The organism is Nostoc sp. (assembly GCF_036917615.1).
GTDB lineage: Bacteria > Cyanobacteriota > Cyanobacteriia > Cyanobacteriales > Nostocaceae > Nostoc.
This window is the reverse complement of record NZ_JBALCZ010000034.1, coordinates 35,644-57,262: the sequence shown is the minus strand read 5'-3', so window position 1 is coordinate 57,262 and position 21,619 is coordinate 35,644. Positions and strand designations below refer to the sequence as shown.

Genomic DNA, 21,619 nt, shown 5'->3' with positions numbered 1-21,619 from the left:
GATGAATATCTAGCGTCTCTTTAAATCATAAAATCTCAAGTGTGAGTAATATTCCGGCACTTTAATTAATCACCACTGATGACTACCAAGCAGATTTTATATCCCAACACTAAGTTATGGATGGCAGCGATTAAACCGCCAATGTACAGCGTTGCCATTATGCCCATTTGGGTAGGAACAGCAGTAGCATTTGCAGAAACAAAAATTTTCAATGGTGCAATCTTTTCTACTTTTGTAGCTGCGGCAATTTTAATTCTTGCCTGGGAAAATATCAGTAATGATGTCTTTGATTCCGAAACAGGAATTGATCAAAATAAGCACCATTCTCTGGTGAACTTAACAGGCAATAAGCCATTAATATTTTGGTTAGGAAATTTGTGTTTAGGTTTGGGGTTGCTGGGCATCCTAGCGATCGCCTTGTGGGAACAAGACCTAACTGTTATCGCCATAATACTGCTGTGCTGTGGTTTGGGCTATATGTACCAAGGGCCTCCCTTTCGCTTAGGATATCAGGGTTTAGGCGAGATTCTTTGCTTTTTTGCCTTCGGCCCCTTAGCAGTAGAGGCAGCATATTACAGCCAGACTCAAACTTGGTCAATGACAAGTTTAGCAGCATCAGTGATTGTCGGGATTGCCACAACCTTAATTTTGTTTTGCTCACACTTTCACCAAGTTAAGGATGACATAGCGGCAGGCAAGCGATCGCCTATCGTCCGTCTAGGAACCCAAAAAGGGGCCCAACTCCTAGTTTGGTTCACTGGTAGCATTTATCCCCTCACCTTGCTGTTTGTGCTGTGGGGAATTTCTCCACCTTGGACATTGCTGAGTTGGGTGAGTTTACCGTTTGCCTTCAAATTATGCCGCCACGTCCAAGAAAATCACAACCAGCCGGACAAAGTTAGTAACTGTAAATTCATCGCCATAGCCGTGCATTTCTGGGCTTGCTTGCTGTTGGGCTTGGGATTTCTGCTTTAGCAATTACTAATTGATGCGTTATCAATTTAAATTTCGTCTCTATCGGCGAAAATTTGGGCGATCGCTGACTACCAATCATGGTAATTGGGATATTCGTGAAGGTATTATTCTCCGTCTCACTGATGAAACTCTTAGAGTCGGTTGGGGAGAAATTGCCCCCATTAGCTGGTTCGGTTCCGAAACCCTAGAACAAGCTTTAGATTTTTGTCGCCAACTCCCAGCAGAAATCACAGACGAGATAATTTTCTCCATCCCAGATGAATTACCTGCTTGTCAATTTGGCTTTGAGTCAGCGTGGGAGTGGAGGAATAGAGGAAATGAAGAAAATATCATAACTCTTAACTCCTCACTCCTAACTCCTAATTCACTCTTCTACAGTGCCTTATTACCAGCCGGTGAAGCGGCTTTAAATCAATGGGAAACGCTGTGGCAGCAGGGATATCGCACGTTTAAGTGGAAAATTGGTGTGGATGCGATCGCTGATGAACTAGAAATTTTTGAGTCATTGATACACACCTTACCAGCCTCTACGAAACTGCGATTAGATGCCAACGGTGGACTCAGTTATGAAGAAGCTAACTTATGGCTGTGGACTTGCGACAATCTCAAGGCAAATGCAGAAATACCCCTAGAAATTGAATTTCTCGAACAACCGCTACCCATTGAGCAATTTCAGGAGATGTTGGAATTGAGTATGAGTTATAAAACTGCGATCGCTTTAGATGAATCTATCGCCACACTTGGACAACTCGCCGCCTGTCATCAACAAGGTTGGCGAGGGATTTTTGTGATTAAGCCTGGGATAGTCGGATCACCATCTCGTCTAAGAAAGTTTTGCCAACAGCATAAAATTGATACTGTATTTTCATCAGTATTTGAAACTGCGATCGCCAGACTTGCAGCACTCCAACTAGCAGCCGAATTATCCCGAAACAATAGAGCAGTTGGTTTTGGCATCGACCATTTTTTTGAACAAGAAGAAACGTGGCTTCAATGTCTATGGAACGACCTTTAGACTGTCTTAATAACCTGGCTGAAAATGATTGGCTTATTGGTTACAACAGCTATCAATTTAATCAAATAACTCAAGAATTGTATTTAGAATTAACACAGATATCAGCATATAAAACACCACCAAAAATTATTTTAGCTGAACGCGAACCATTGCAATTTTTAGCAAGTTTTATTGCCGCTTGTGCAGCTAATTGTCCAGTTTTTCTTTGTAACCCAGACTGGGGAACACAAGAATGGCAACAAGTGTTTGACTTAGTACAGCCAGATATTATTTGGGGAATAGGGAATAGGGAATGGGGAATGGGGAATGGGAATAATACCCAATACCCAATGCCTAATCGTATTATGATTCCCACAGGTGGTTCATCGGGGCAGATTAAGTTTGCCATCCACACTTGGGAAACTCTCATAGCATCTGTACAAGGATTTACACAATATTTTCAATTAAAGCAAGTTAATTCATTTTGTGTATTACCGCTATATCATGTCAGTGGTTTAATGCAATTTATGCGCTCTTTTACCACCGGAGGTAAACTGCTTATTCTACCATTTAAAGCAGTAGAAGCGGGTCAAATATCAAATATTAAACAATCAGACTTTTTCATATCTTTAGTACCAACACAGTTACAACGTCTCTTAGAAAATCCCGAATTAACTGAATGGCTCTGCAAATTTAATACTGTACTTTTGGGCGGTGCGCCAGCATGGAACGAACTATTAGAAAAAGCCAGATTTCATCGCATTCGGTTAGCACCTACCTATGGCATGACAGAAACCGCCTCTCAAATTGCTACCCTCAAACCAGATGATTTTCTCAATGGTAAAATGAGCAATGGGCAGATTCTTCCCCATGCCCAGATAACTGTTCGCAATCAGCAAGGCAAAATTTTAAATTCAAATCAAATAGGAAATATCACCATTCATGCACAATCTTTAGCCCTTGGTTACTATCCTAAAACAAAAAAAAATCAGGATATTTTCCAAGTAGATGATTTAGGTTTTTTAGATGACCAAGGTCATTTAAATATTGTCGGACGTGATAGCGACAAAATCATTACAGGTGGAGAAAATATTTACCCAGCAGAGATTGAATCAGCTATACAAGCAACTCAAATGGTTGCGGATATTTGTGTCATCGGCATCCCAGATAAACACTGGGGACAAGCCTTAACAGCAATTTACATTCCCAAACAATCAGATACCTCTGCCTTAAAAATTCAAACTCTACTCAGAGACAAACTCAGCAAATTTAAAATCCCTAAATATTGGATTCCCCAGCAAAACTTACCCCGTAACTCCCAAGGTAAAATTAACCGCCAACAGCTACAGCAAATAGCCACAGAATTCCTCCAAAATCCCATCACATAATCTCTCTCGATCTTCTTCTTTCTGCGTCCTCAGCGTCTCTGCGGTTCGTTTCCAACCACTGGATTACCTCTTCAGGTAATTCCTGCTTACTTCTAGTACTTGCATCAATACAAACATGCCTAGTAATAGTCTTCGCAACTACCACCTCAGCCACTGTAATTTCATAAGTAATTTCAAACTTATCAACACTTATTTTTTGCGGTATTAAGCTAATCAGTAACTTGTCCCCGACAAACATAGGGCGCAAGAAATCAACATTAGCATGAACAATCGGGAAAGCCACAGATGGATTAATAAAAAAATCTTTGAGATTAATACTTGCAGCTTCTAAAGATTCTTCATAAGCTTCATGGCAAATACCCAAAACGTTGGCGAAATAGACTACCCCAGCAGCATCAGTATCTTGAAAGCGAACCGTGCGGTTATAAGTAAAAGACATTTTTGATAATTGAATTACGAATTACGTAGCTTGCTTCTCGCTTTTGGCGAGTATTACGAATTACGAATTATGTTGACTCCAACGGCGGAACCTCGAAGTCATTAAACGAGGAAACATTGGAAGACGAAGCGGCTATTGCCCTCACCAGCTTACCATCAAGAGTCAGCAAAGTAGCACCTACCTGCTGTGACAGTGCAACATAAGAGCCATCGTAGGCGGAGATTCCATAATTTAAGGCGATCGCAACTGCATCCGCCATCAAATCAGCCGTTGAGACAACACGCAAAGGGAAGTTTTTGAGAGTTGCTAAATCTGCTGGCACATCATCAACTGCATAAAGTCTCGCGCGGACATACTTCCAAATGATATTGCCACACTCAATGTAAAACAGGTCTGGGACAAAGATCGCAGTTTGGGGATTGGCAAGATGAGCAAACAGTTGATTAACTTTCGGAGTTAGTGGATCGTCTGGTATAAATTGCTTAATAGCTACACTTGCGTCTACAACACATCTGAGAGGGATAGTCATCTATCTCGGTCTTCTCGGATTAACGCAGTACTATCAGGTCATTCCACATCAGTCTGGCGACTCTCACGACGAAGGCGGATTTCCTCTAGCAGTTTTGGGACATTTTTTCGTCTTTCGTCTTCTGTTTGCTGTGCTTCAGTTTTTAAAGCTTGTTCTAACAGAGTTATAACTTGGGCGTTAATGGAACGGTGTTCAGATGCCGCTAACTCTTGCAATTTTGCATACAAATCATCGGGTAAATTTCTTACATAAAGGGTAGTCATCGCTTTACCTCAAAGTAGAATTTATCAAAATGATAGCACTATGCAAGCAAAAGGTGGGAGTGGGGCGATCGCTTTTGAAACAAATATCAAAAGTAAATACTTAAAATAGACGCTATTTTAGTTTGCTCTGAGTGCTAATATCACTTCCACTTAGTAAAATTCACCTCTTCACAAAAAATTCTATGAGCATTAACGCTTTTGTGGATTATGGCTTCCCTTCTGGCAGAGATTTTTGCGTACAATTTTTGTCTAGTTCGGAGTTTAAGGCTGCAACCCTCAGAGAAATTGTTCCATCAGTTGCGAGTAAGGAAAAGAAAGAAAAAATAGCTTTACACATAGCTGATTCCCTTGAAAAGGGTGAACTTACTACAGACGAAGTTCTACTAGCTTATGTTAAGCAGCCAAGGATGTGGTTGAGTCTCAAGCAAGGACAGAGTGCCCATACACCTAGTTTAAAGTCGCCTGCTTTGCTATTAAGAGAATTTGGTGAAGAGGGCTGGTATGGCCCTCTTCAAGAGACTACGGGACTACAGAAATGGTATATTCGCACCTATAAGATTCCTGATTACATCCGCAGGAGGACTGGTGAAACTAGCCAATTTGAGGAATGCAATATTCGGTGGTCTGTCATTGCTGAGGTTAGTCATAATTATGTTGCTTTATCATGGGAAGGTTTCTCATTTACTCCACGTATTGATGAGCACACAGAGAAATCAACACAGTTTCCTTTCTGGTTGTATATTCCGGCATTCTTCGATCAATTAGCTGATTATCTGCAAGGTCAATGGGTTCACCCCAATCTTCCTCGTTTAGTTCTGCATGAAATGTGGAACAAATATCTCAACAAATCTATCAATGATTTTCACTATAAATGGCAGCACTTGCGGATAAGAGCAGAATCTGCCGGGGTGGCTTTGAATGCTCATAGTTCTGGAGTGCGCGAAATTGATGCGAGTGGGTTACAGGCACTCTCTCGACAATTAGCTGAATCTGCACTAGAGACACTTGGCTTTACAGATGATATAGAGAAAATCAGTAATGTTGAAAATGCCCTTTTGCGTACTCTGCTCAAAGAATGGGGCACTAAATCTTATGAATTTAGTCTAGACAGAGAAGTCAATTTGAGGGAAGCTGACACTGAAGGTTCAAAAACCAAAGCCCAATTAGAAAAGCTTTTCAAAGCACATTGTTACTTTGGACTCAAACCCGGTTCTAAAACCCAAGATTCTCTTCAGCACCTAAAGTGCCATTCGGGATATTATGGAGGGAGTACTGGTGTACTAAAGTTTCTTCTAAAGGAACTTGGACTTCGAGGCTAAGGCAATGGTCAGCTTGATTTGTAAAGGACGTTTAGATTTCTTATCTGGTGAGCAAAGGGCTGAACTAAGTAGGCACTTTCAGAAACCATCAAAAACGGCTATGCCACATCAGCTTGCCGTCAGATTGGGATTGGAATATTCTGAAGCGCTTGCAGTCATAGCTGTTCTTGAAGCTGAGGGACTTTGTGAAAATCACCTTCTCATTTATCACAACTGTAAGCCAGATGTGCCAGTAGGGGCAATTCCGTATGGTCAAGGCTTTCCCAACTTGCCTTGGGTTTGTCCATCTTGCCAAAAGAGTGTTGAAGACTACAATGAATTGTCATTTGATATTATGGCAAAGTCTATGGATTCAATCGAATTTCTCTAATTAAGGTATGCCCAGTCAAGAAGAGGTAGTTCAATCAGCTCTCGATACTCTCGCACTTCTTAACAGAGATGATCCAGCATCAGATAAGTTAGCACCTTTTTTGTACACCGTAAAAGACCCAAGACTTTCAAAATATCTGGAAAAACTCAAAGACTTTACACAACTGGAAAATCCGACACTTCCACAAAGTAAACAAGCTGGTGAATTGCTTGAACAAATTGTCTGTCTTGTCTTTCGTGGACTTAAAGGAGCCACAAGCTTCAAGAGCTTTCAGTCAGCAGGGCCTCAATACGACTTTCTAGTTAGTGGAGATCAACCAGCTTGGTTATATGTTTGTAATCAGCTCTATCTTAAAGAGAATCAAAGAGGCATAGTTGTTGAAGCAAAGGCAACCAAAGATCGCTTGCCTGACAAACAGTTTGCGCGACTATGCAGCATTTTAGACTTAAATCTCTCAAGCACAGTCGGACTGGGAATATTTTTTACACTGAACGGAGCAGCGGGCTTTCCTCAATCAGGTGATACTAGAGAGAGGGCAATCAGTGACTGTAGATTACGTCAAGTAATTTTTCATGCTAAGACCCAAAAAAGAATAGTTGTCTTAGACAAAAATGACATTTTTGAGTTAGGTAAAAATGGTTCTCTAATTCAGATACTTGTTAGAAAAATCCGAGATTTAGACCAACTGAGCGGTCTTCCAACTCTATCAGTTGAGCAAACAGAGGAAATAGATTTGCCTGATCACTTAAACCAACTATGGGTGTGATACAAAATTTTGTATTAGCTTCCTGCTGAACTACTAAGCAATAGCTATTAACCAATATCTAATCTCCAAACTATTCAACGGAGAGGGGGAGATTCGAACTCCCGGAGGTTTTAGCCTCATCCGATTTCAAGTCGGACGCAATCGACCACTCTGCCACCTCTCCAATAAATCTGTCAAACTTGTGTCTATCCTACTTTCAGACGCTATTCAGGCGCTTTTGTTGGTTAGCACTAAAGCTGACAGATCATACTATATCGTATCATCTACGCAGATTGCACTACTGGATGCGAATGTCTACGACACACTACGCGATCGCTCGTACAAAATTTCCTCTGAAGCCACCTGGAAGTCATTGCCCACCCAAACCAAGGAAACTTGTGAAACCATACCTGCTTCTAGGGTGACAATGGAAAAATTACGCAACTTTTCGCTGCCATTTTCCACAATCCTCGGCACAGTGGCTGCATTCAAGTAAATTGTCCCCTCTGGACTCCTAAAGATGGGCTTGCGCTGCACCTTCTTGGTATGGCGTAAATCTCGGTGCATGTGACCAAATGTCACCAGGGGAATGGTTTTACCAGCAGTCATGGCTTGAGAAATCGCCTCGCCAAAATCTGGATCACCAAAATCGCCCCCAATTGGATGCCAGTCTTTGCCGCAGGGGTCTTCAGGGCGATCGCCTAACCCACTAGGGCCGTTGTGACCCAAAAATATAATCGTCTCGTAAGCGGCGCTTTTCACCGCTTTAACGATGCGATCGGCAGATTCTTCCAGACTCCTCACACCGTAACGTTCTTTACAGATTTCCGCGAATTTCCACTCTGGGCCACCCCAGGTAAAGGGACGACCCCCCACTACAGTTAAATTCCAAGCGGGAAAATCTAGCTTACCGTAACCGACATGGGACGCGCCTAATAAATCGAGCTGTTCCTGTACCCAGTCTTCCTTAGAGCGGTCATAAGGAGCCTTCTTACGTCCCCATTCGGTAGCGGTGTACCAGGCATCGTGGTTGCCCATCACGGCTGCTTTGGGAATATCGAGAGAGGCGATCGCTCTGACCACTTCCACCGACTCGTTGCCAAAATCCCCCACAAACAGCACTAAGTCAACACCCAGATGCTTGAGTGCAATACCATCTTCCACTTCCCATTGGTCGTGAACATCTCCAACTACAGCAATTTTGAGGGTTATCAATTGAGTTTTCTGACTGGTCATGCCACTTTCCTTGCCGTCTATCTCCAGGATAGGAAACTCAGCCCGATTTGGACACAACCCGAAAATATCAACCGTCCACTATTTTTGGTAAAAACTACTATAATTGATTCCACAGGACATAAATTTGCAACTTAGAGCACCCCCTAACTGTGTTTACTACTGCACTAGCTCAACGAGAAAAAACCCAACCGGGTGAACTACCACTCTTATTGTTTACCGCTATTGAGAGTCTCAAAAAAGAACTCAATGCAGTTATCCTGGCACATTATTATCAAGAGCCAGATATTCAGGATATTGCAGACTTTATTGGGGATTCATTACAACTGGCGAAAGCAGCAGAAAAAACCAATGCGGATGTGATCGTCTTTGCTGGTGTTCACTTCATGGCAGAAACAGCAAAGATACTTAATCCCGATAAATTAGTACTTTTACCAGATTTGAATGCTGGTTGTTCCTTAGCAGACAGTTGTCCACCAGAGGAGTTTGCAGCTTTTAAAGCAGCGCATCCAGATCATCTGGTGGTGTCTTACATCAACTGCTCTGCTGATATTAAGGCGATGAGCGATATTATTTGTACTAGTTCCAACGCTGTCAAGATTGTCCAGCAGATACCTAAGGAACAGCCGATTATTTTTGCTCCAGATCGGAATTTGGGGCGGTATGTCATGGAACAGACCAGACGAGATTTAGTGCTATGGCAAGGTAGCTGTGTTGTCCATGAAACCTTTTCGGAAAAGAAAATTGTTCAGTTAAAAATTGCCCACCCAGAAGCAGAGGCGATCGCCCACCCAGAATGTGAAAGTAGTGTATTGCGCCATGCCAGCTTTATTGGCTCCACAGCCGCCTTACTCAAGTATTGTCAAAGCAGCCCTACCAAGGAATTTATCGTTGCTACGGAGCCTGGAATCATTCACCAAATGCAAAAACTAGCTCCTGACAAGCACTTCATCCCTGCACCGCCGATGAATAATTGCGCTTGTAACGAATGTCCCTTTATGCGGTTAAACACCCTAGAAAAGCTCTACTGGGCAATGAAAAATCGCACTCCCGAAATTACCATGTCAGAGGATATTCGGCTTGCTGCACTGCGACCAATGCAACGAATGCTAGAGATGAGCGTATAACTAGTATTTTTTATCCAATTTGTAGAGACGTGGTTTTATCGCGTCTCTATCCACAAGTTATTTTTTCTAACCACTTGCAATTTATAAGAGATGGTGCTATGATTTTAAATCGTGAGACAAATTGGGTCGGTGTCCGAGTGGTTAATGGAGACGGACTGTAAATCCGTTGGCTAGCGCCTACGCTGGTTCAAATCCAGCCCGGCCCACCACTTACGAAGTTATAAGTTATAATGTCTGGGTAAAGAGCAAAGCTCCCAGCATTGTAACTTACAACTGAAAAATCGAAATTACATTTTGCCCGTGTGGCTCAGTGGTAGAGCACACCCTTGGTAAGGGTGAGGTCACGAGTTCAATCCTCGTCACGGGCTTTTTAAATTGATAAAATAATCAACTGAAAACCAAGGGTTTCAGACTTCTGAAGGAATTCAGATATTGAAAAGCTAAGTCTCTTACTTGCATTTGTGACTATTCTGACTATGATTTTGACTATCAGGTCAGACTTTTGGATATCCAGCTTGTTTTTTTGGCTATGATTTGGCAATGATTTTTTAGGCTCAGTACAAGTCACAGAGACATTTATCTTAGTATTCAACAACGCCCTTTTTTCACTCTCTCCTCTCAAGTCCTTGGATCTCATTACGAATTTCATTATCAATCTGTGATTTCTGAATTACCGAAAAGTTATCTGAATCGTCATGTAATCTGTGAGAAGCGATAAATCTACTCCCATTTTCTACCTATCTGAATTGTATATAAAAAAGTTTTCATATGTTAGTTAATGCGAAAATTGAGTTATGAAAGCTAAAGAGTTGTTGGAGCGATATACTTCTGGGGAGAGAGACTTTAGTGGGGTTGATTTAAGGGAAGCCGATTTGAGTGGTGCTGAATTGAGTAGAGCGAATTTGAGTGATGCCAACTTGAGTAGAATCAACTTGAGTAGAGCTAATCTGTTGTTCGCTAATTTGAGTAGAGCTAATTTGACTGGGGCTAATCTCAGCTATTCTGAATTGGGACTAGCTAAGTTCATTGGTGCGAATTTGGAGGATGCCAACGTTGCTGAATCTTGCGTTGTAGGAACAAACTTTGAAAATGCCAACCTGCGAGGAACTATTGGTTCCTTTGGTCACGCTCATGGGTGTTTATACCAAAATACTACTATGCCTAATGGTAGTATTTGTGCTGAACTCCATAGGGAAGAAGGGTGAAAAATACTCCGTTTCTGTGTCAGCTAAGAGTAGGCTATTTAAGTAGGAATTGCGATATGTCTTAGTCTTTAACCTATATTTATCTAGGATTTAAGTTGGGATATTTGACAGAAGCCTAAAATCTGCAATTTCTTGTTTTATTCTGTTTTCAATTGATTGAATATTAGTTATGCTAGTAGCCCAGCTTTGTTCGCTTACTAACGCTCTCCTAACGGGATTTAAAAGTCCCGTTAGAAATTCAAAAGGCGAATGAAGTTATACTCCATTCGCCAAAGACTATCCTTAAGCCGCTTTCTAAGCATCAAGTAGGCACAAGTTAAAATGCCTGTTAAATCTACTAAATATTTGCTTGCTGACGTTGATATAGTGACCAATACAAACCCTTTTGTTGCAACAACTGTGAGTGAGTACCACGTTCGGCAATCACACCTTGTTCCAATACCAAAATCAAATCAGCACGTTTGAGGGGAGCAAAGCGGTGAGCAATCAGAAACACGGTACGGTTAGCGGAAATTTTTTGCAGGTTTTGCAGTACCTGCTGTTCAGTTTCACTATCCAAAGCGCTGGTAGCTTCATCCAAAACTAAAATCGGCGCTTGGGAAAGAAATAGCCTTGCTAGGGCAATACGTTGTCGCTGTCCGCCAGATAAAGCGGTACCGCGTTCACCAACATTGGTTTCGTAACCGTAGGGTAATTGACTGATGAAGTCGTGGGCTACGGCTAGTCTTGCCGCCTCTACTACTTGCTCTGCGGTAATGTCAGGAGTACCGAGAGTGATATTTTCCAAAATAGAACCGTTGAATAAAAAGTCTTCTTGAAGAACTACACTAACTTGTTGCCGCAGTGAGGCTAAATCAGCACTTTTAATATCAAAACCATCAATAAGGATACGTCCTGATTCAATTTGATAAAGGCGTTGCAATATCTTAGACAGGGTACTTTTACCAGAACCGCTGCGTCCGACAATGCCAACAAATTGCCCTGGTTCGGCATTGAAAGAGATTCCCCGCAGAACTGCTTCAAAGTTCGGTCGGTAGCGGAAAAAGACTTGCTCGAAGGTGACTTGTCCTTTCAGGGGTGGTAAAACTAGGCCAGTTCCCAGTTCAGCTTCTGGGGAGACGTTAAGAATATCACCAATGCGATCTACAGAAAGTAGCACTTGTTGGAGGTTTTGCCACAACTGTACTAAGCGCAAAAGTGGGCCTGTGACTCTACCAGACAACATTTGAAAAGCAACAAGCTGCCCGATTGTGAGCTTTTGTTCGATGACTAACTTGGCTCCATACCAGAGAATCAGCATGGTGGAAAAATTGGTGAGAAAGTCACCAAGGTTGCTGCTGATATTGGAAGTAGTAGAAGCTTTAAAACTTGTGCGAATGAAGCGAGCAAACAAACCTTCCCAGCGATCGCGTGCTACTGGTTCTGCTGCATGGGCTTTAACGGAGTGAATTCCTGTGATTGTCTCCACTAGAAACGATTGACTATCGGCACTGCGGTTAAAAGTTTCGTTGAGCCAGTTACGCAGAATTGGTGTTGCAACTATCGTTAAAGTTGCAAATAGTGGTAGTACTGCTAAGGCAACAAAGGTGAGTGGGACGTTATAGTAAAACATCAATGCTAGGTACACCACAGCAAAGATGCTATCTAGAATTACAGTTAATGCTGTACCTGTGAGAAACTGACGAATTTGTTCGAGTTCTTGGACTCGTGCTATTGTGTCTCCGACGCGCCGCGATTCAAAATAAGCTAATGGCAGACGCATCAGATGGCGAAATAGCTGTGCCGATAAACTCAAATCCAGACGACGAGCTGTATGGGTAAAGATGAATAGGCGCAGGATGCCAAGTATAGACTCAAATATGGCTACGCACAAAAGTGCGATCGCCATTACATCAAGAGTCGGTAAACTCCCCTGCACCATTACTTTATCAATGACGACTTGTGTAATTAGCGGTGTTGTTAACCCCAAAAGCTGCAAGGTAAAAGATGCTAACAATACTTCTGTTAGCAATCCCTTATACTTCCAAACTGCTGGAGTGAACCAACTGAGGTTAAATTTTTCTTGCTGAGATATAAGTTCTACTTGCCACAATTGCCCATCCCAAGACGCCTCAACTATGGACTGCGGCAAGCTTTCACAAATGCGATCAGGATTTAGAGGGTTAGCGATAATTAAGCGATCGCCTTTAACTCCATAGGCTACCACCCAGGATGGACTCTGGGGTGAGTCAGAATTCCACAGCAGTAAAGCTGGAAATGACAGCTGTCGCAACTCACCCCAACTCACTTGTAACCGCCGCGCTATTAACCCTAACTTTTCTGCTGCTTCCACAACCTGTTTTGGGCGTTGTCCTCTGAGTTGGCGCTGCACCCATTCCAGTTGCACAGAATTTTCTAACTGTTGCGCCACCATTGTTAAACAGGCAGCAGCGGTGTTCCAGCTGGCAACAAACGGATAATTTGAGATGATTAGATTGGCGGCTGGGAGTCCTCTTTGGGGTTGGAGGCTGTGGGGGCTGGAAGTCCCCTCCGAGACTGGCGCTACTGAACGAGTGGAAGAGAAGGAAAATGTCTCCTTCTCTGTTTCCATGTCCACTGGTAACACTTGCCAAAACTCCTGAATTTGTGGGTTAGAAAATTCTAGCCACAGCGCTGTATCCCAACATACTACTACTACTTCTTTACTAGCAGCTACTGCTTTAAAATCCGCAGACAGCTTTTGGAAATCGCCAAACCAATCCCCCACATCTAAGGCTGCTAAAGGTTTGCCAACTCCTTCTTCTCGCAAGCGAACTTTTCCAGCCACAATCAAGAATTGATAACCACCGACATCGCTTGACCAGATTTTTTCTCCAAGACGATACTGACGAGTTTGGGAATCATTTTCCAATCGGGATTGTTGTTCGGGAGTCAGCCAGCATAGTGGTGGCTGATTCCAAGGCAGAGAAGCTAGCACTTTTAATCGTAAAGATTCATTATCCAGAATATTTAACTCACTTGTAATTTGACTGTCAGTTTTTGAATTTTCTCTGCTAGCCATTTCTCAAATAACTCATTTTGTAGTGCTTGCTTTAGTTGAGTATCTTCTAAGGACGCTGGCATAAATTGTTCTACTCGAAACAAACCATAAGGTCCTTCTCCTTGGGGAGAGTCTTTGCCAACGATTTCTATTGGTCCTATCAATTGTCCAGGACTCGCCACATCAATAGCTGCCCGTAATATATCCGGCATACTTCCTCGGCTAATGATTCCCATCATGCCGTTCAAAATTCGGTCATCTGCAAGTGAATATTCTTTAGCTAGTTGCTCAAAACTACCTCCTTCTTCAATTTGGGTTTGTAGTTCGTCTGCCAATTCTCGATTATCAACAACAATCCGGGAAAGTACTAACCGATCCAAAAAAATTTTGCGTTCAATAAAATATTCTTGGAGTTTTGATTCCGTCACTACAGCTTTCAGCTTTTCTAACTTGTAACCAAAACTAACCGATGTGTGAAAATTAGCGTAATCTGTGTTGTTGGTCTTTAACCATTCTTGAAAACTTTGGGGGTCAGTCAGTTGATTTTTCAGCCTAAAGTCAATAATTGCCTGTTCAGTTATTGCTGTACCAATATCAATATCGTTTCGTGTTCGGATTTCTTCCTCAATTACGTGTTGGCGGAGAATATCCCCAATGAACTGTCCCAATTTTCCAGAGGCTTGCAGGTACTTTACTGCTTCCTCAATAGAAATTATTTGGTCATTAATTGTCAAAAATGATAAAGATTCCATGAACTAAATATGTGCAAAAGGTTAAACACTTATAGAGCTTTTAAATTAAATCATATAGAAATAATCTGGTCGTTTATGGATAAATTTGATAAAGATTCCATGAACTAATTTCATCTAAATTGTCGGAAAATTATATAGGTAGTAAATAAAATAATTTACCATGATCACTTTTACAGTCTAGCGACAACAAAACAGGATTGAAAATCTCGGCGGTAGCGCACTAGTAAGGCAGATTGCTTATTTTCTACCAATACCCAATGCCCCACCTAAACGAGTAATTGTTTATTCTTACGAGTCTACTTAATGATACTTGTCCATGTCCAGGCAAGTAGCACAGCCGCGATCGCCCCGATTAAAGTATTAAAAATATTTACTACTTCATTGGTCAGCCAAGTGTACTTAGATTGCAGTGTTGCCCCAATCACACTTTCTACGTTGGTGGCAATAAAAGCTGCCAGTACACACCAAGCTACTCCCAATAGATCAATTAAACCAACTCCCCAACCAACAAATGCGATCGCCACAGAAGCCACGATCCCAGCTAAAGTTCCCTCCAAGCTTACCGCTCCTTCTGTGCCCCGAGGCACTGGTTGGAGTGTGGTAATCAAAAAGGTGCTTTTACCATATGCTTTACCGACTTCACTAGCAGTGGTGTCAGCCAGCTTGGTACTGAAACTCGCTACATAGCCTAACAATAATAGGGACTGGGGACTTGTACTGAGCGACTGGTACTGAGCGAAGTCGAAGTAAGCCGAAGTATTGGGGACTAGGAATTGGGAACTAGGTACAATAAATCCCGAATTTATTATCCCTACTCCCAAGGCACATAGCGCCCCAGTCAAAGCCGAACCCCAAACATTTTCTGGGCCTCTTGCCCCAGAACGCTTTTCGGCAATTCCTTCTGCCTCCTTCTGCGCCATACCGATGCGGGTAACGCCAGAACCAACCAGAAAATAGAACATTACTACTGCATATCCTTGCCAGCCTAAAGTTACCCAAATTAAGATGGCCAAAAACCAGGCGTGGAATAATCCAGCAGGGGTAAGTAGCTTTTTCGGAGCAATCCAAGCTAAACCCAATAGAATTGTGTTTAATCCTACCGCCACCAACCAGGGATTAACAGAATCAATTAAGGATGACATCAGCAATTAATCATGAGTAATTTTGTCTGAATATCAACAGAATAACGAATTTATCATCCTTAGTGTTTAATTTATGACACCTCCCCAGTGAAAATAATATGTTTGTATTATTAACTCAATTACGTAGGCGTAGCCCTGAAAGCTGAGTGTAAAACTAGAAACATTGTCTTAGATATACACTGCAACATTGACTAAAGAACGTTGATTCCACAAAATGCAAAATTTCTGTTCAATTGGGTGGACTCTTCAAGTGCCTAACATACCCAATACACCCTAATAAAGTTGTAAGTTATTAAATCTACGTTCCTAAGCGTGTGCCCATACAAATTTAAATTAGTATAGCCGGATGGTGCGATGGTTGAAGTGGTACTCAGTCCCAATTTTAGTCATCAGCATAAAGGATATAAGTTAATATCAATTAAAACTGTGTTCAAGTTGACCACAATCAAGACTTAACAGCAGAAATTGTAGATAGCATCAACTACTAGTCTTTTCCACACAAGCTATGAGCCAAACTTTATTCCATCTGGCTTTCCCTGTAACTGACATTGCCCAAGCAAAAGCATATTACGTGGATGGCTTGGGCTGCATTCCTGGTCGTGAAAACCGCCACGCCCTGATTCTCAATCTCTACGGTCATCAACTAGTAGCTCACTTCACCAAAGAACCGTTGACACCGCAACACACTATCTATCCCAGACACTTTGGGCTAATTTTTACCGAAGAACGTGACTGGCAAGACTTACTAGAAAGGGCACAACAACAACAGCTACTTTTTCGCGAATCAACCAAAAAGCGCTTTGTTGGTTCTCCTCTTGAGCATCGCACTTTCTTTTTAGAAGATCCCTTTTATAACCTCATGGAGTTCAAGTATTATCGTCACCCAGAGGCAATTTTTGGGAGTTACGAACATACACAAATTGGGGATAGGACTTAAGAAATTCGTAATACTCGCCATTCGCGTAGCGTCTCGTAGAGAAGGCGAGAAGCAAGCTACGTAATTCGTAATTAAAGATGAATAAATCAACCATAACAAGCATCCTGGCTACTGACTGGATGCTTTCTTAAGGAAAGGCAGCCTAATACGCTTTGCTAAAGCTGTTGTTACTACTGCTAAACTCCTAGAGTCTGTCAGCATCCAAGGATGTAAAGCAACTGGTAGTATTACTTCGCTTCCTACGAACATTTGTGAACTATTCGCTGGGACAATCATCAAATCATAAGGTGTCCAGATAGACGTAAAATTTAGCTGCCCTAATATCACAGCATCAGAATTTAAATCCTTAAGAAAAATGCTGTCGGGGCGCATTTGTCGGCAACCAGGACGCCGGGAACCATAAGCAACCACGGTTCCATGATGGGGTGAAGAGATCGTAATAAACCGCTGAACGCGGTTAATTCCTCCCAGTCGCTGGACATAGTAACGGCTGACAATCCCTCCCATGCTAAAGCCTACTAAATCTAGGCGTTGTTCTGATGCAAAAGTAACCGTAATATAATCAGCTACTTGCTTTGCCAACTGATCAAGACCTACATCACCATTATTAGGAACCAGATCCAAGCTATATACAGACCAACCTCGTTGTATTAGGTATGCCCTCATTTTATGAAAAACTGCCTCTGTGTCGTCAATCCCGTGTACTAATAACACGGGATTGCGCTGCTGATTTTCAGTGTTCATCTACAAAATCCAGCTGAATTAAGTCTGTAGAAAATGTAACTGAGTACCGTTGGTATCTGCCAACAGGCTATGACACTCCTCCCACTGGTTAAAAGTAAACCGCTTGCTTTTCTGCAATCGGTAATTTTTAAACAAAAAAATGTTAATTTTTGTGAAGCCTGGTTTAAGAATCTTGCTCTTAGTTACAGTAAAATTTAATAATTAGTTCTCGGTGTATACAGGTCGCAAGTGCTTGCAAGAAAACATTTGCCCTCTAGTTTTACTACAATGTTGATTAAGCACAAACCTATAAGGGTTGTCACCAGAATGAGGTGGCGCAAAGCATAAAATGTAACATTTTGTCGTAATTTGTAACGATTACGGTCGAGTTTCAAATATAAAAGGTAAAAGGCAGGAGTAATTGTAATGGGTTTTATCAAAAAGTCAATTTCGGGTATTCAGGGTTTTCTTAGCAGTATTCTAGGTTTCATTACCGGACTGTTACCAGGGAAGAAGAAAAGCAACGGCTACTTCTTAGAATTGGACGAAGCCAAAGATGCTGTTAAAGATGCTGCTAAAGATGTAGCATCAAACGCGAAGAAAGTAGCAGAGACAGTTGCATCGAATGCTAAGAAAGCAACAGCAACAATTGCATCAGAAGCACCATCTCTATCCAAGCCAGATTCATTGAACGGAACAAAAACCGCTGCAGATGAGGCTAAGGCAAAATCAGCTAAAAATCCCAAAGCAGCGGATGTTACGCTAGTCCAGACTGCTGAGGGTCTTAAAGTTGAACCAGGCAAAAATGAAAAAGCCGCAGCAGCCAAAGTACTTAAAGAGCAGCCAACTGAAACAACCTTTGCGCCAAAATATCTTGCTCCTTCGGCTACTAGCTCTAATGGTCGTCGTCGTCCAGGAGCGAATATGAGTGCTTACTTAGACATGGCACGTCAGGTTAAAACCCCTGGTTAAGTCACAAAGACGCGAAATTTCGCGTCTCTATAGTACTGATGAGTTAAGTGTGAATACGCAAGATTAAGACAAGTTGATCAGTTGTAGATGGGGGAACTCTCCAAACTAGGAGCGATCACTTAATTTTCTCCACTACAACTGCATCTTTTAAAGTCGAGGCTTTTTCATCCAAAATTATTTGTCCTACCCGACCTTTGTTGACTGTGAACTCAAAAACGATTTTACCACTGAAACCGGAAGGCAAGTTTAGTTGTTGAAGGTGTTGGGTTAGGTCAGCAATTCCTATTTCATCTAAGCCAGTGACGCTGATTACTTCTAACTGATGGTTGATGGCTGCGTCTGATATTTCATCTTGTTCCATGTCCTCGGAATCAAAGCTAAAAGATATCTCGACTTCTTTAGCTAGTGAAGATTTTGGCGATCGCTTTTGCCGGAGAAAATCTGGAACGTCTGCGAAGGTTGGCGCTGCTGGCTTTAAGGTTGAGACTTGACGCGCAAAACCACCAGCCGGAACACCACCAAGGTAACTAACTGCTTCAGCTATTTCGACTGGCACTTGCATAGACACATATTCACTTCCTGGTTCAACCCCCAGATCATCGCTGACAGCCACAAAAGCGGTGTACTGAGAAAGCAGTTGATAAGTTAAGGCTGTTTCGGTAACTGCTTCTACACCAGCTTTCGTTTCAAAACTCACCATTTGATTCATCAAATCTTTGATGCAAGCACGTCCCCATAACTGCGCTACCGCAAGATTTCCTGTTTTCTCAAATATGAGGTGAAACATTTTTTCGTAGTGCTTACCGCCCGCAGCAATGCCGGAGATTTGCAGATTCCCGCTAACTCCATCCTGTTTGCGACCAAATAAAACTAATGGTTATGCGGTGAATAAATCAGGCGCTGTGGTTGGGTAAATCACAGGTGATTCTGTGTCACCTTGCCAAGAAATTTGAATATTTGTGAGTACGGGGTTGTTGATTTGCCTGTAAAACTTTTCGGCAACTTCTTCTGTGGGTTCATCATGACGAATAATTCTGGATATTCCCCGGCCAATTTCGGCGATGCGATTCAGTAAAAAACGGTTAACTGAACTACCAGCACCAAAACTGTAAAGGCGATTTCCCGGTTGGAGGTGCTGTTGTACCTCTGCCAAAATTTCATTTTCGTTACCGATGTAACCATCAGTTAAAAGTACAACACTGCGTAATCTTCCAGCTGGTGTAGGGAAATTTATGGCTGTACGAATGCCACTGAGCATTTCTGTACTGCCAGAAGCTTGTAAATCGTTAATGTAAGCGATCGCTTTGGCACGATTTTCTGGTGTATTCGGCAGAGGTTTCTTTGATAACTGTCTGACTCTAGCGGAAAAATCGATAATTGTGAAAGTATCGTTGGGATTCAACCCATTGATAAATCGCCGCATCAATTCCTGACACTTCGATAACGGATCGCCAGATTGCGAACCGGAAGTATCCACCAAAAATACGACATCTTTGGGGACAATTTCATCAGTAGAATATTCCAAAGCTGGAATCAGATAAATTGCAAAATGTCCGCCGCGATCGTCGGCTTGAGTTAATATCGTGGATTGAGTTTCCTTACCAGAAATTTGATAGCGGAGAATTAAATCTTTGTTGGGAATTGTATCTTCTCCAGCTAATTGAATCCGCACTATTTGACCTGAGTGTTCAATTTTTAATTGATGTGAAGGAGAACGCACTTGATAAATTGGTAAACCTGCATCAATTTCGACTGTGACATTAATATCGTGACGCGATGTCTGCGACGGGCTACGCCTACGCATTCCTTCTATGACTACAGGCGGTGTAATGCGAGAAGCATCAGGAACTTGGTCTGTATCACCACTACCATCTATCGGCGTTCCGGGAATATATCTTGGCCCCACCACCATCGGGAAAACAAATTCGTAATTTCCCGCCTCAAATTTTAAACTTTCAGTATAACGAATTGTAACATCAATTTGTTCACCAGGTTTGATGTTAGCCAGAGACTGGGTAAAGATGTTGTCTCGTTGCTGTTCTAGAAGTCCGGCGGTGCGTCCTTCTTGTTTGGCCTTTTCGTAGATTTGTTGCGCTTCTTCACGTTTTTTAATATTACCTTTGATAATGCGGCTACCTATTTTGATTTCCATGTCATCCACCGCCGCCTCATCGGGTAACGGAAAGATATACACCGCTTCTAAAGGCTGTATGAAGGGATTTTCAAAGCTTTGTATAACCTCAACTCGTGACAAGTTACCTGCAATTTTTGCTAGAACTTCTGTGTGCTTGAGCGGAAAAACTAGTTGCTCTCCTTGAGGGGATTGAACGTACAAACCCCCTAACTGTTGATTTTGGTTGGCTACTGGATTCATAGGTTAAATAGTTTTTTTGTATAACTAATTGGCATCTTTAACAAACACCAGTCCACTATATAAATGAAAAGCTGGGTCCCAATTAGTCTGTTCCCTACGAAACAAATGAATGTAAGACTTGATATGACCCAGCATTTCTGTTTGATCTAATGTTGTATCTGCAAAGGACGTGAAATCTGACCAAATTTTGACTTGAGGTAGTTGCTGGTCAATCCAACTCGATAAACTATTCCAATTAATTCTGATTGTATTTTGGCTAGCTTGGGGAATGATTTCTAAACCTTGCTGAAATTCATAGCCGTTGTCATCAAATCGGAGAATGCAACGTCTACCAGGTAGGTGTAAATCACAAAACTGGGCATAGTCTTGTGTTTGAGTTTTCCGTTCCAGTTTACCGCGCACGTCACGATCTACGACTTCCTCAAAAATGGGCAACAGTCCCACTACTCTTGCTGTGATTTCTGACCAGTCAAAGGTGAGAGAACCGAGTTGATTTGTGTCATTACGGCAAACAACAGTAGCTTGTGGGGTAGATTCTTGGAAATATTTGACTTGATAAACTTGAATTTGCTGAATTTGAGCTATTGTTGCCCAAAAGCAAGGAATACCAGCCTGCTGTAACTGTTTCCCGTAAAATTTTAGTTCTCCCACTTGGCCAGTGCGGTACAATCTCCAGCCACGACTTGGCAGTAAGAGCCTTGCAGTGTAAGGGTCTAGCTGCATAATCTGGGCAAATTTTCGAGATGCTTCTGTTTTCATCTCGTTCCTAAGAGGCTCTAAGACTAGTACGCCAAGTTCGGTGTTATTAGGTTCAGATGTTGCTTGAGAAATGGCTCTTTGTCTTTCTTCTAGCTCTATTTCTTGTAGCCGTCGCAAACCTTGACGTGCTAGCGTCACTATTTTGGTATTCCTTGTATCTCGCAGCAGTTGCCGATAAATTTTTTCTGCATCCTGAGGCTTTTGAGATACTTCATACAACCGACCAAGATAAAATTGCACCCAAGGATTGTCTGGTGATTCATTTTGCAGCTGTTTGAGTAATTTGGCAGCTGTTTGATAGTCTTTATGCTCAAAGGCGATCGCAACTTGCTCAATCATCACTTAGTTTAAATG

General features: G+C 42.1%; 21 protein-coding genes and 3 tRNA genes. 12 read left to right on the top strand and 12 right to left on the bottom strand.

All coding sequences use genetic code 11. The features are described from left to right. Positions 1-78 precede the first annotated feature (78 nt). The 3 genes from menA to V7K85_RS13095 are packed head-to-tail and all read left to right on the top strand — an operon-like array spanning position 79 to position 3,357. Positions 79-975 carry a 2-carboxy-1,4-naphthoquinone phytyltransferase gene (gene menA / locus V7K85_RS13105; RefSeq protein WP_334814099.1) on the top strand — a complete coding sequence of 299 codons (897 nt, stop codon included), beginning with the start codon at positions 79-81 and terminating at the stop codon, positions 973-975. 13 nt (positions 976-988) lie between these two features. After that, positions 989-1,990: an o-succinylbenzoate synthase gene (locus V7K85_RS13100; protein ID WP_334814098.1), complete on the top strand. Its 1,002-nt coding sequence runs from the start codon at positions 989-991 to the stop codon at positions 1,988-1,990. Further along, the gene (locus tag V7K85_RS13095; RefSeq protein WP_334814097.1) at positions 1,975-3,357 is read left to right on the top strand and encodes a 2-succinylbenzoate--CoA ligase; all 1,383 of its coding nucleotides are present in this window, start codon (positions 1,975-1,977) and stop codon (positions 3,355-3,357) included. The genes V7K85_RS13100 and V7K85_RS13095 overlap by 16 nt, the downstream gene beginning before the upstream one ends. On the opposite strand, the gene V7K85_RS13090 is transcribed toward V7K85_RS13095, so the two are convergent. The 3 genes from V7K85_RS13090 to V7K85_RS13080 all read right to left on the bottom strand — a co-directional run bounded on the left by V7K85_RS13090 (position 3,350) and on the right by V7K85_RS13080 (position 4,588). Then, on the bottom strand, positions 3,350-3,796 hold the full coding sequence (locus tag V7K85_RS13090; RefSeq protein ID WP_334814096.1) for an acyl-CoA thioesterase: 447 nt from the start codon (positions 3,794-3,796) through the stop codon (positions 3,350-3,352). The genes V7K85_RS13095 and V7K85_RS13090 overlap by 8 nt on opposite strands. 67 nt (positions 3,797-3,863) lie before the next feature. Then, a complete protein-coding gene (locus V7K85_RS13085; protein WP_334814095.1) occupies positions 3,864-4,325 on the bottom strand; it encodes a type II toxin-antitoxin system VapC family toxin in 462 nt (153 codons plus the stop codon). A gap of 38 nt (positions 4,326-4,363) precedes the next feature. After that, entirely contained in the window at positions 4,364-4,588 is a 225-nt protein-coding gene (locus tag V7K85_RS13080) for a FitA-like ribbon-helix-helix domain-containing protein (protein WP_334814094.1), read from the bottom strand. 182 nt (positions 4,589-4,770) lie between these two features. Between V7K85_RS13080 and V7K85_RS13075 the strand changes: the two genes are divergently transcribed. The 3 genes from V7K85_RS13075 (at position 4,771) to V7K85_RS13065 (ending at position 7,043) form a co-directional block, all read left to right on the top strand. Beyond that, positions 4,771-5,907 (top strand): hypothetical protein, encoded by a 1,137-nt coding sequence (locus tag V7K85_RS13075; RefSeq protein ID WP_334814093.1) that lies wholly within the window; start codon positions 4,771-4,773, stop codon positions 5,905-5,907. A gap of 100 nt (positions 5,908-6,007) precedes the next feature. Beyond that, positions 6,008-6,277, top strand: coding sequence for a hypothetical protein (locus V7K85_RS13070; protein ID WP_334814092.1), 270 nt, complete (start codon positions 6,008-6,010; stop codon positions 6,275-6,277). Between the two features lie 7 nt (positions 6,278-6,284). After that, positions 6,285-7,043 (top strand): hypothetical protein, encoded by a 759-nt coding sequence (locus V7K85_RS13065; RefSeq protein ID WP_334814091.1) that lies wholly within the window; start codon positions 6,285-6,287, stop codon positions 7,041-7,043. Between the two features lie 78 nt (positions 7,044-7,121). Here the strand turns inward: V7K85_RS13065 and V7K85_RS13060 are convergent. Both V7K85_RS13060 and V7K85_RS13055 read right to left on the bottom strand, forming a co-directional pair. Beyond that, positions 7,122-7,206 (bottom strand) — tRNA-Ser (locus V7K85_RS13060). A 131-nt stretch (positions 7,207-7,337) separates the two neighbouring features. Next, positions 7,338-8,258, bottom strand: a complete 921-nt coding sequence (locus V7K85_RS13055; protein ID WP_334814090.1) for a TIGR04168 family protein — start codon at positions 8,256-8,258, stop codon at positions 7,338-7,340. A 149-nt stretch (positions 8,259-8,407) separates the two neighbouring features. Between V7K85_RS13055 and nadA the strand changes: the two genes are divergently transcribed. The 4 genes from nadA to V7K85_RS13035 all read left to right on the top strand — a co-directional run bounded on the left by nadA (position 8,408) and on the right by V7K85_RS13035 (position 10,587). Continuing rightward, positions 8,408-9,382, top strand: coding sequence for a quinolinate synthase NadA (gene nadA / locus V7K85_RS13050; RefSeq protein ID WP_334814089.1), 975 nt, complete (start codon positions 8,408-8,410; stop codon positions 9,380-9,382). A gap of 123 nt (positions 9,383-9,505) precedes the next feature. Further along, positions 9,506-9,591, top strand: a tRNA-Tyr gene (locus tag V7K85_RS13045). Between the two features lie 87 nt (positions 9,592-9,678). After that, a tRNA-Thr gene (locus V7K85_RS13040) sits at positions 9,679-9,750 on the top strand. A gap of 426 nt (positions 9,751-10,176) precedes the next feature. Beyond that, a complete protein-coding gene (locus V7K85_RS13035; RefSeq protein ID WP_334814088.1) occupies positions 10,177-10,587 on the top strand; it encodes a pentapeptide repeat-containing protein in 411 nt (136 codons plus the stop codon). Positions 10,588-10,924: 337 nt separating this feature from the next. On the opposite strand, the gene V7K85_RS13030 is transcribed toward V7K85_RS13035, so the two are convergent. The 3 genes from V7K85_RS13030 to V7K85_RS13020 form a co-directional block, all read right to left on the bottom strand. Beyond that, positions 10,925-13,627, bottom strand: a complete 2,703-nt coding sequence (locus V7K85_RS13030) for a type I secretion system permease/ATPase (RefSeq protein WP_334814087.1) — start codon at positions 13,625-13,627, stop codon at positions 10,925-10,927. Beyond that, a complete protein-coding gene (locus V7K85_RS13025) occupies positions 13,576-14,358 on the bottom strand; it encodes a peptidylprolyl isomerase (protein WP_334814086.1) in 783 nt (260 codons plus the stop codon). The genes V7K85_RS13030 and V7K85_RS13025 overlap by 52 nt, the downstream gene beginning before the upstream one ends. A 296-nt stretch (positions 14,359-14,654) precedes the next feature. Continuing rightward, positions 14,655-15,500 (bottom strand): DUF92 domain-containing protein, encoded by an 846-nt coding sequence (locus V7K85_RS13020; protein WP_334814085.1) that lies wholly within the window; start codon positions 15,498-15,500, stop codon positions 14,655-14,657. A gap of 505 nt (positions 15,501-16,005) precedes the next feature. Here V7K85_RS13020 and V7K85_RS13015 point away from each other — a divergent pair. Then, entirely contained in the window at positions 16,006-16,437 is a 432-nt protein-coding gene (locus V7K85_RS13015) for a VOC family protein (protein ID WP_334814084.1), read from the top strand. A 108-nt stretch (positions 16,438-16,545) separates the two neighbouring features. On the opposite strand, the gene V7K85_RS13010 is transcribed toward V7K85_RS13015, so the two are convergent. Next, positions 16,546-17,181 carry an esterase/lipase family protein gene (locus V7K85_RS13010; protein ID WP_334814083.1) on the bottom strand — a complete coding sequence of 212 codons (636 nt, stop codon included), beginning with the start codon at positions 17,179-17,181 and terminating at the stop codon, positions 16,546-16,548. 405 nt (positions 17,182-17,586) lie between these two features. Between V7K85_RS13010 and V7K85_RS13005 the strand changes: the two genes are divergently transcribed. Continuing rightward, positions 17,587-18,132, top strand: coding sequence for a hypothetical protein (locus tag V7K85_RS13005; RefSeq protein WP_334814082.1), 546 nt, complete (start codon positions 17,587-17,589; stop codon positions 18,130-18,132). 115 nt (positions 18,133-18,247) lie between these two features. Here the strand turns inward: V7K85_RS13005 and V7K85_RS13000 are convergent, their stop codons facing one another. The 3 genes from V7K85_RS13000 to V7K85_RS12990 form a co-directional block, all read right to left on the bottom strand. Further along, a complete protein-coding gene (locus V7K85_RS13000; RefSeq protein ID WP_334814081.1) occupies positions 18,248-18,919 on the bottom strand; it encodes an after-VIT domain-containing protein in 672 nt (223 codons plus the stop codon). Positions 18,920-19,009: 90 nt separating this feature from the next. Further along, the gene (locus V7K85_RS12995; RefSeq protein ID WP_334814080.1) at positions 19,010-20,506 is read right to left on the bottom strand and encodes a VIT and vWA domain-containing protein; all 1,497 of its coding nucleotides are present in this window, start codon (positions 20,504-20,506) and stop codon (positions 19,010-19,012) included. Between the two features lie 24 nt (positions 20,507-20,530). Further along, positions 20,531-21,604, bottom strand: a complete 1,074-nt coding sequence (locus V7K85_RS12990; protein WP_334814079.1) for a tetratricopeptide repeat protein — start codon at positions 21,602-21,604, stop codon at positions 20,531-20,533. Between the last annotated feature and the right edge of the window lie 15 nt (positions 21,605-21,619).

Bases quoted from the DNA above. Each gene is read 5' to 3' on its own strand.
- V7K85_RS13065 (WP_334814091.1), top strand. From the start codon at position 6,285: ATGCCCAGTCAAGAAGAGGTAGTTCAATCAGCTCTCGATACTCTCGCA.
- V7K85_RS13100 (WP_334814098.1), top strand. From the start codon at position 989: ATGCGTTATCAATTTAAATTTCGTCTCTATCGGCGAAAATTTGGGCGA.
- V7K85_RS13005 (WP_334814082.1), top strand. From the start codon at position 17,587: ATGGGTTTTATCAAAAAGTCAATTTCGGGTATTCAGGGTTTTCTTAGC.
- V7K85_RS13090 (WP_334814096.1), bottom strand. From the start codon at position 3,796: ATGTCTTTTACTTATAACCGCACGGTTCGCTTTCAAGATACTGATGCT.
- V7K85_RS13020 (WP_334814085.1), bottom strand. From the start codon at position 15,500: ATGTCATCCTTAATTGATTCTGTTAATCCCTGGTTGGTGGCGGTAGGA.
- V7K85_RS13095 (WP_334814097.1), top strand. From the start codon at position 1,975: ATGGAACGACCTTTAGACTGTCTTAATAACCTGGCTGAAAATGATTGG.
- V7K85_RS13000 (WP_334814081.1), bottom strand. From the start codon at position 18,919: ATGTTTCACCTCATATTTGAGAAAACAGGAAATCTTGCGGTAGCGCAG.
- V7K85_RS13035 (WP_334814088.1), top strand. From the start codon at position 10,177: ATGAAAGCTAAAGAGTTGTTGGAGCGATATACTTCTGGGGAGAGAGAC.
- V7K85_RS12995 (WP_334814080.1), bottom strand. From the start codon at position 20,506: ATGAATCCAGTAGCCAACCAAAATCAACAGTTAGGGGGTTTGTACGTT.
- V7K85_RS13010 (WP_334814083.1), bottom strand. From the start codon at position 17,181: ATGAACACTGAAAATCAGCAGCGCAATCCCGTGTTATTAGTACACGGG.
- V7K85_RS13055 (WP_334814090.1), bottom strand. From the start codon at position 8,258: ATGACCAGTCAGAAAACTCAATTGATAACCCTCAAAATTGCTGTAGTT.
- V7K85_RS13015 (WP_334814084.1), top strand. From the start codon at position 16,006: ATGAGCCAAACTTTATTCCATCTGGCTTTCCCTGTAACTGACATTGCC.
- V7K85_RS13080 (WP_334814094.1), bottom strand. From the start codon at position 4,588: ATGACTACCCTTTATGTAAGAAATTTACCCGATGATTTGTATGCAAAA.
- V7K85_RS13070 (WP_334814092.1), top strand. From the start codon at position 6,008: ATGCCACATCAGCTTGCCGTCAGATTGGGATTGGAATATTCTGAAGCG.
- V7K85_RS13085 (WP_334814095.1), bottom strand. From the start codon at position 4,325: ATGACTATCCCTCTCAGATGTGTTGTAGACGCAAGTGTAGCTATTAAG.
- V7K85_RS13075 (WP_334814093.1), top strand. From the start codon at position 4,771: ATGAGCATTAACGCTTTTGTGGATTATGGCTTCCCTTCTGGCAGAGAT.
- menA (WP_334814099.1), top strand. From the start codon at position 79: ATGACTACCAAGCAGATTTTATATCCCAACACTAAGTTATGGATGGCA.
- V7K85_RS13030 (WP_334814087.1), bottom strand. From the start codon at position 13,627: ATGGCTAGCAGAGAAAATTCAAAAACTGACAGTCAAATTACAAGTGAG.
- V7K85_RS13025 (WP_334814086.1), bottom strand. From the start codon at position 14,358: ATGGAATCTTTATCATTTTTGACAATTAATGACCAAATAATTTCTATT.
- V7K85_RS12990 (WP_334814079.1), bottom strand. From the start codon at position 21,604: ATGATTGAGCAAGTTGCGATCGCCTTTGAGCATAAAGACTATCAAACA.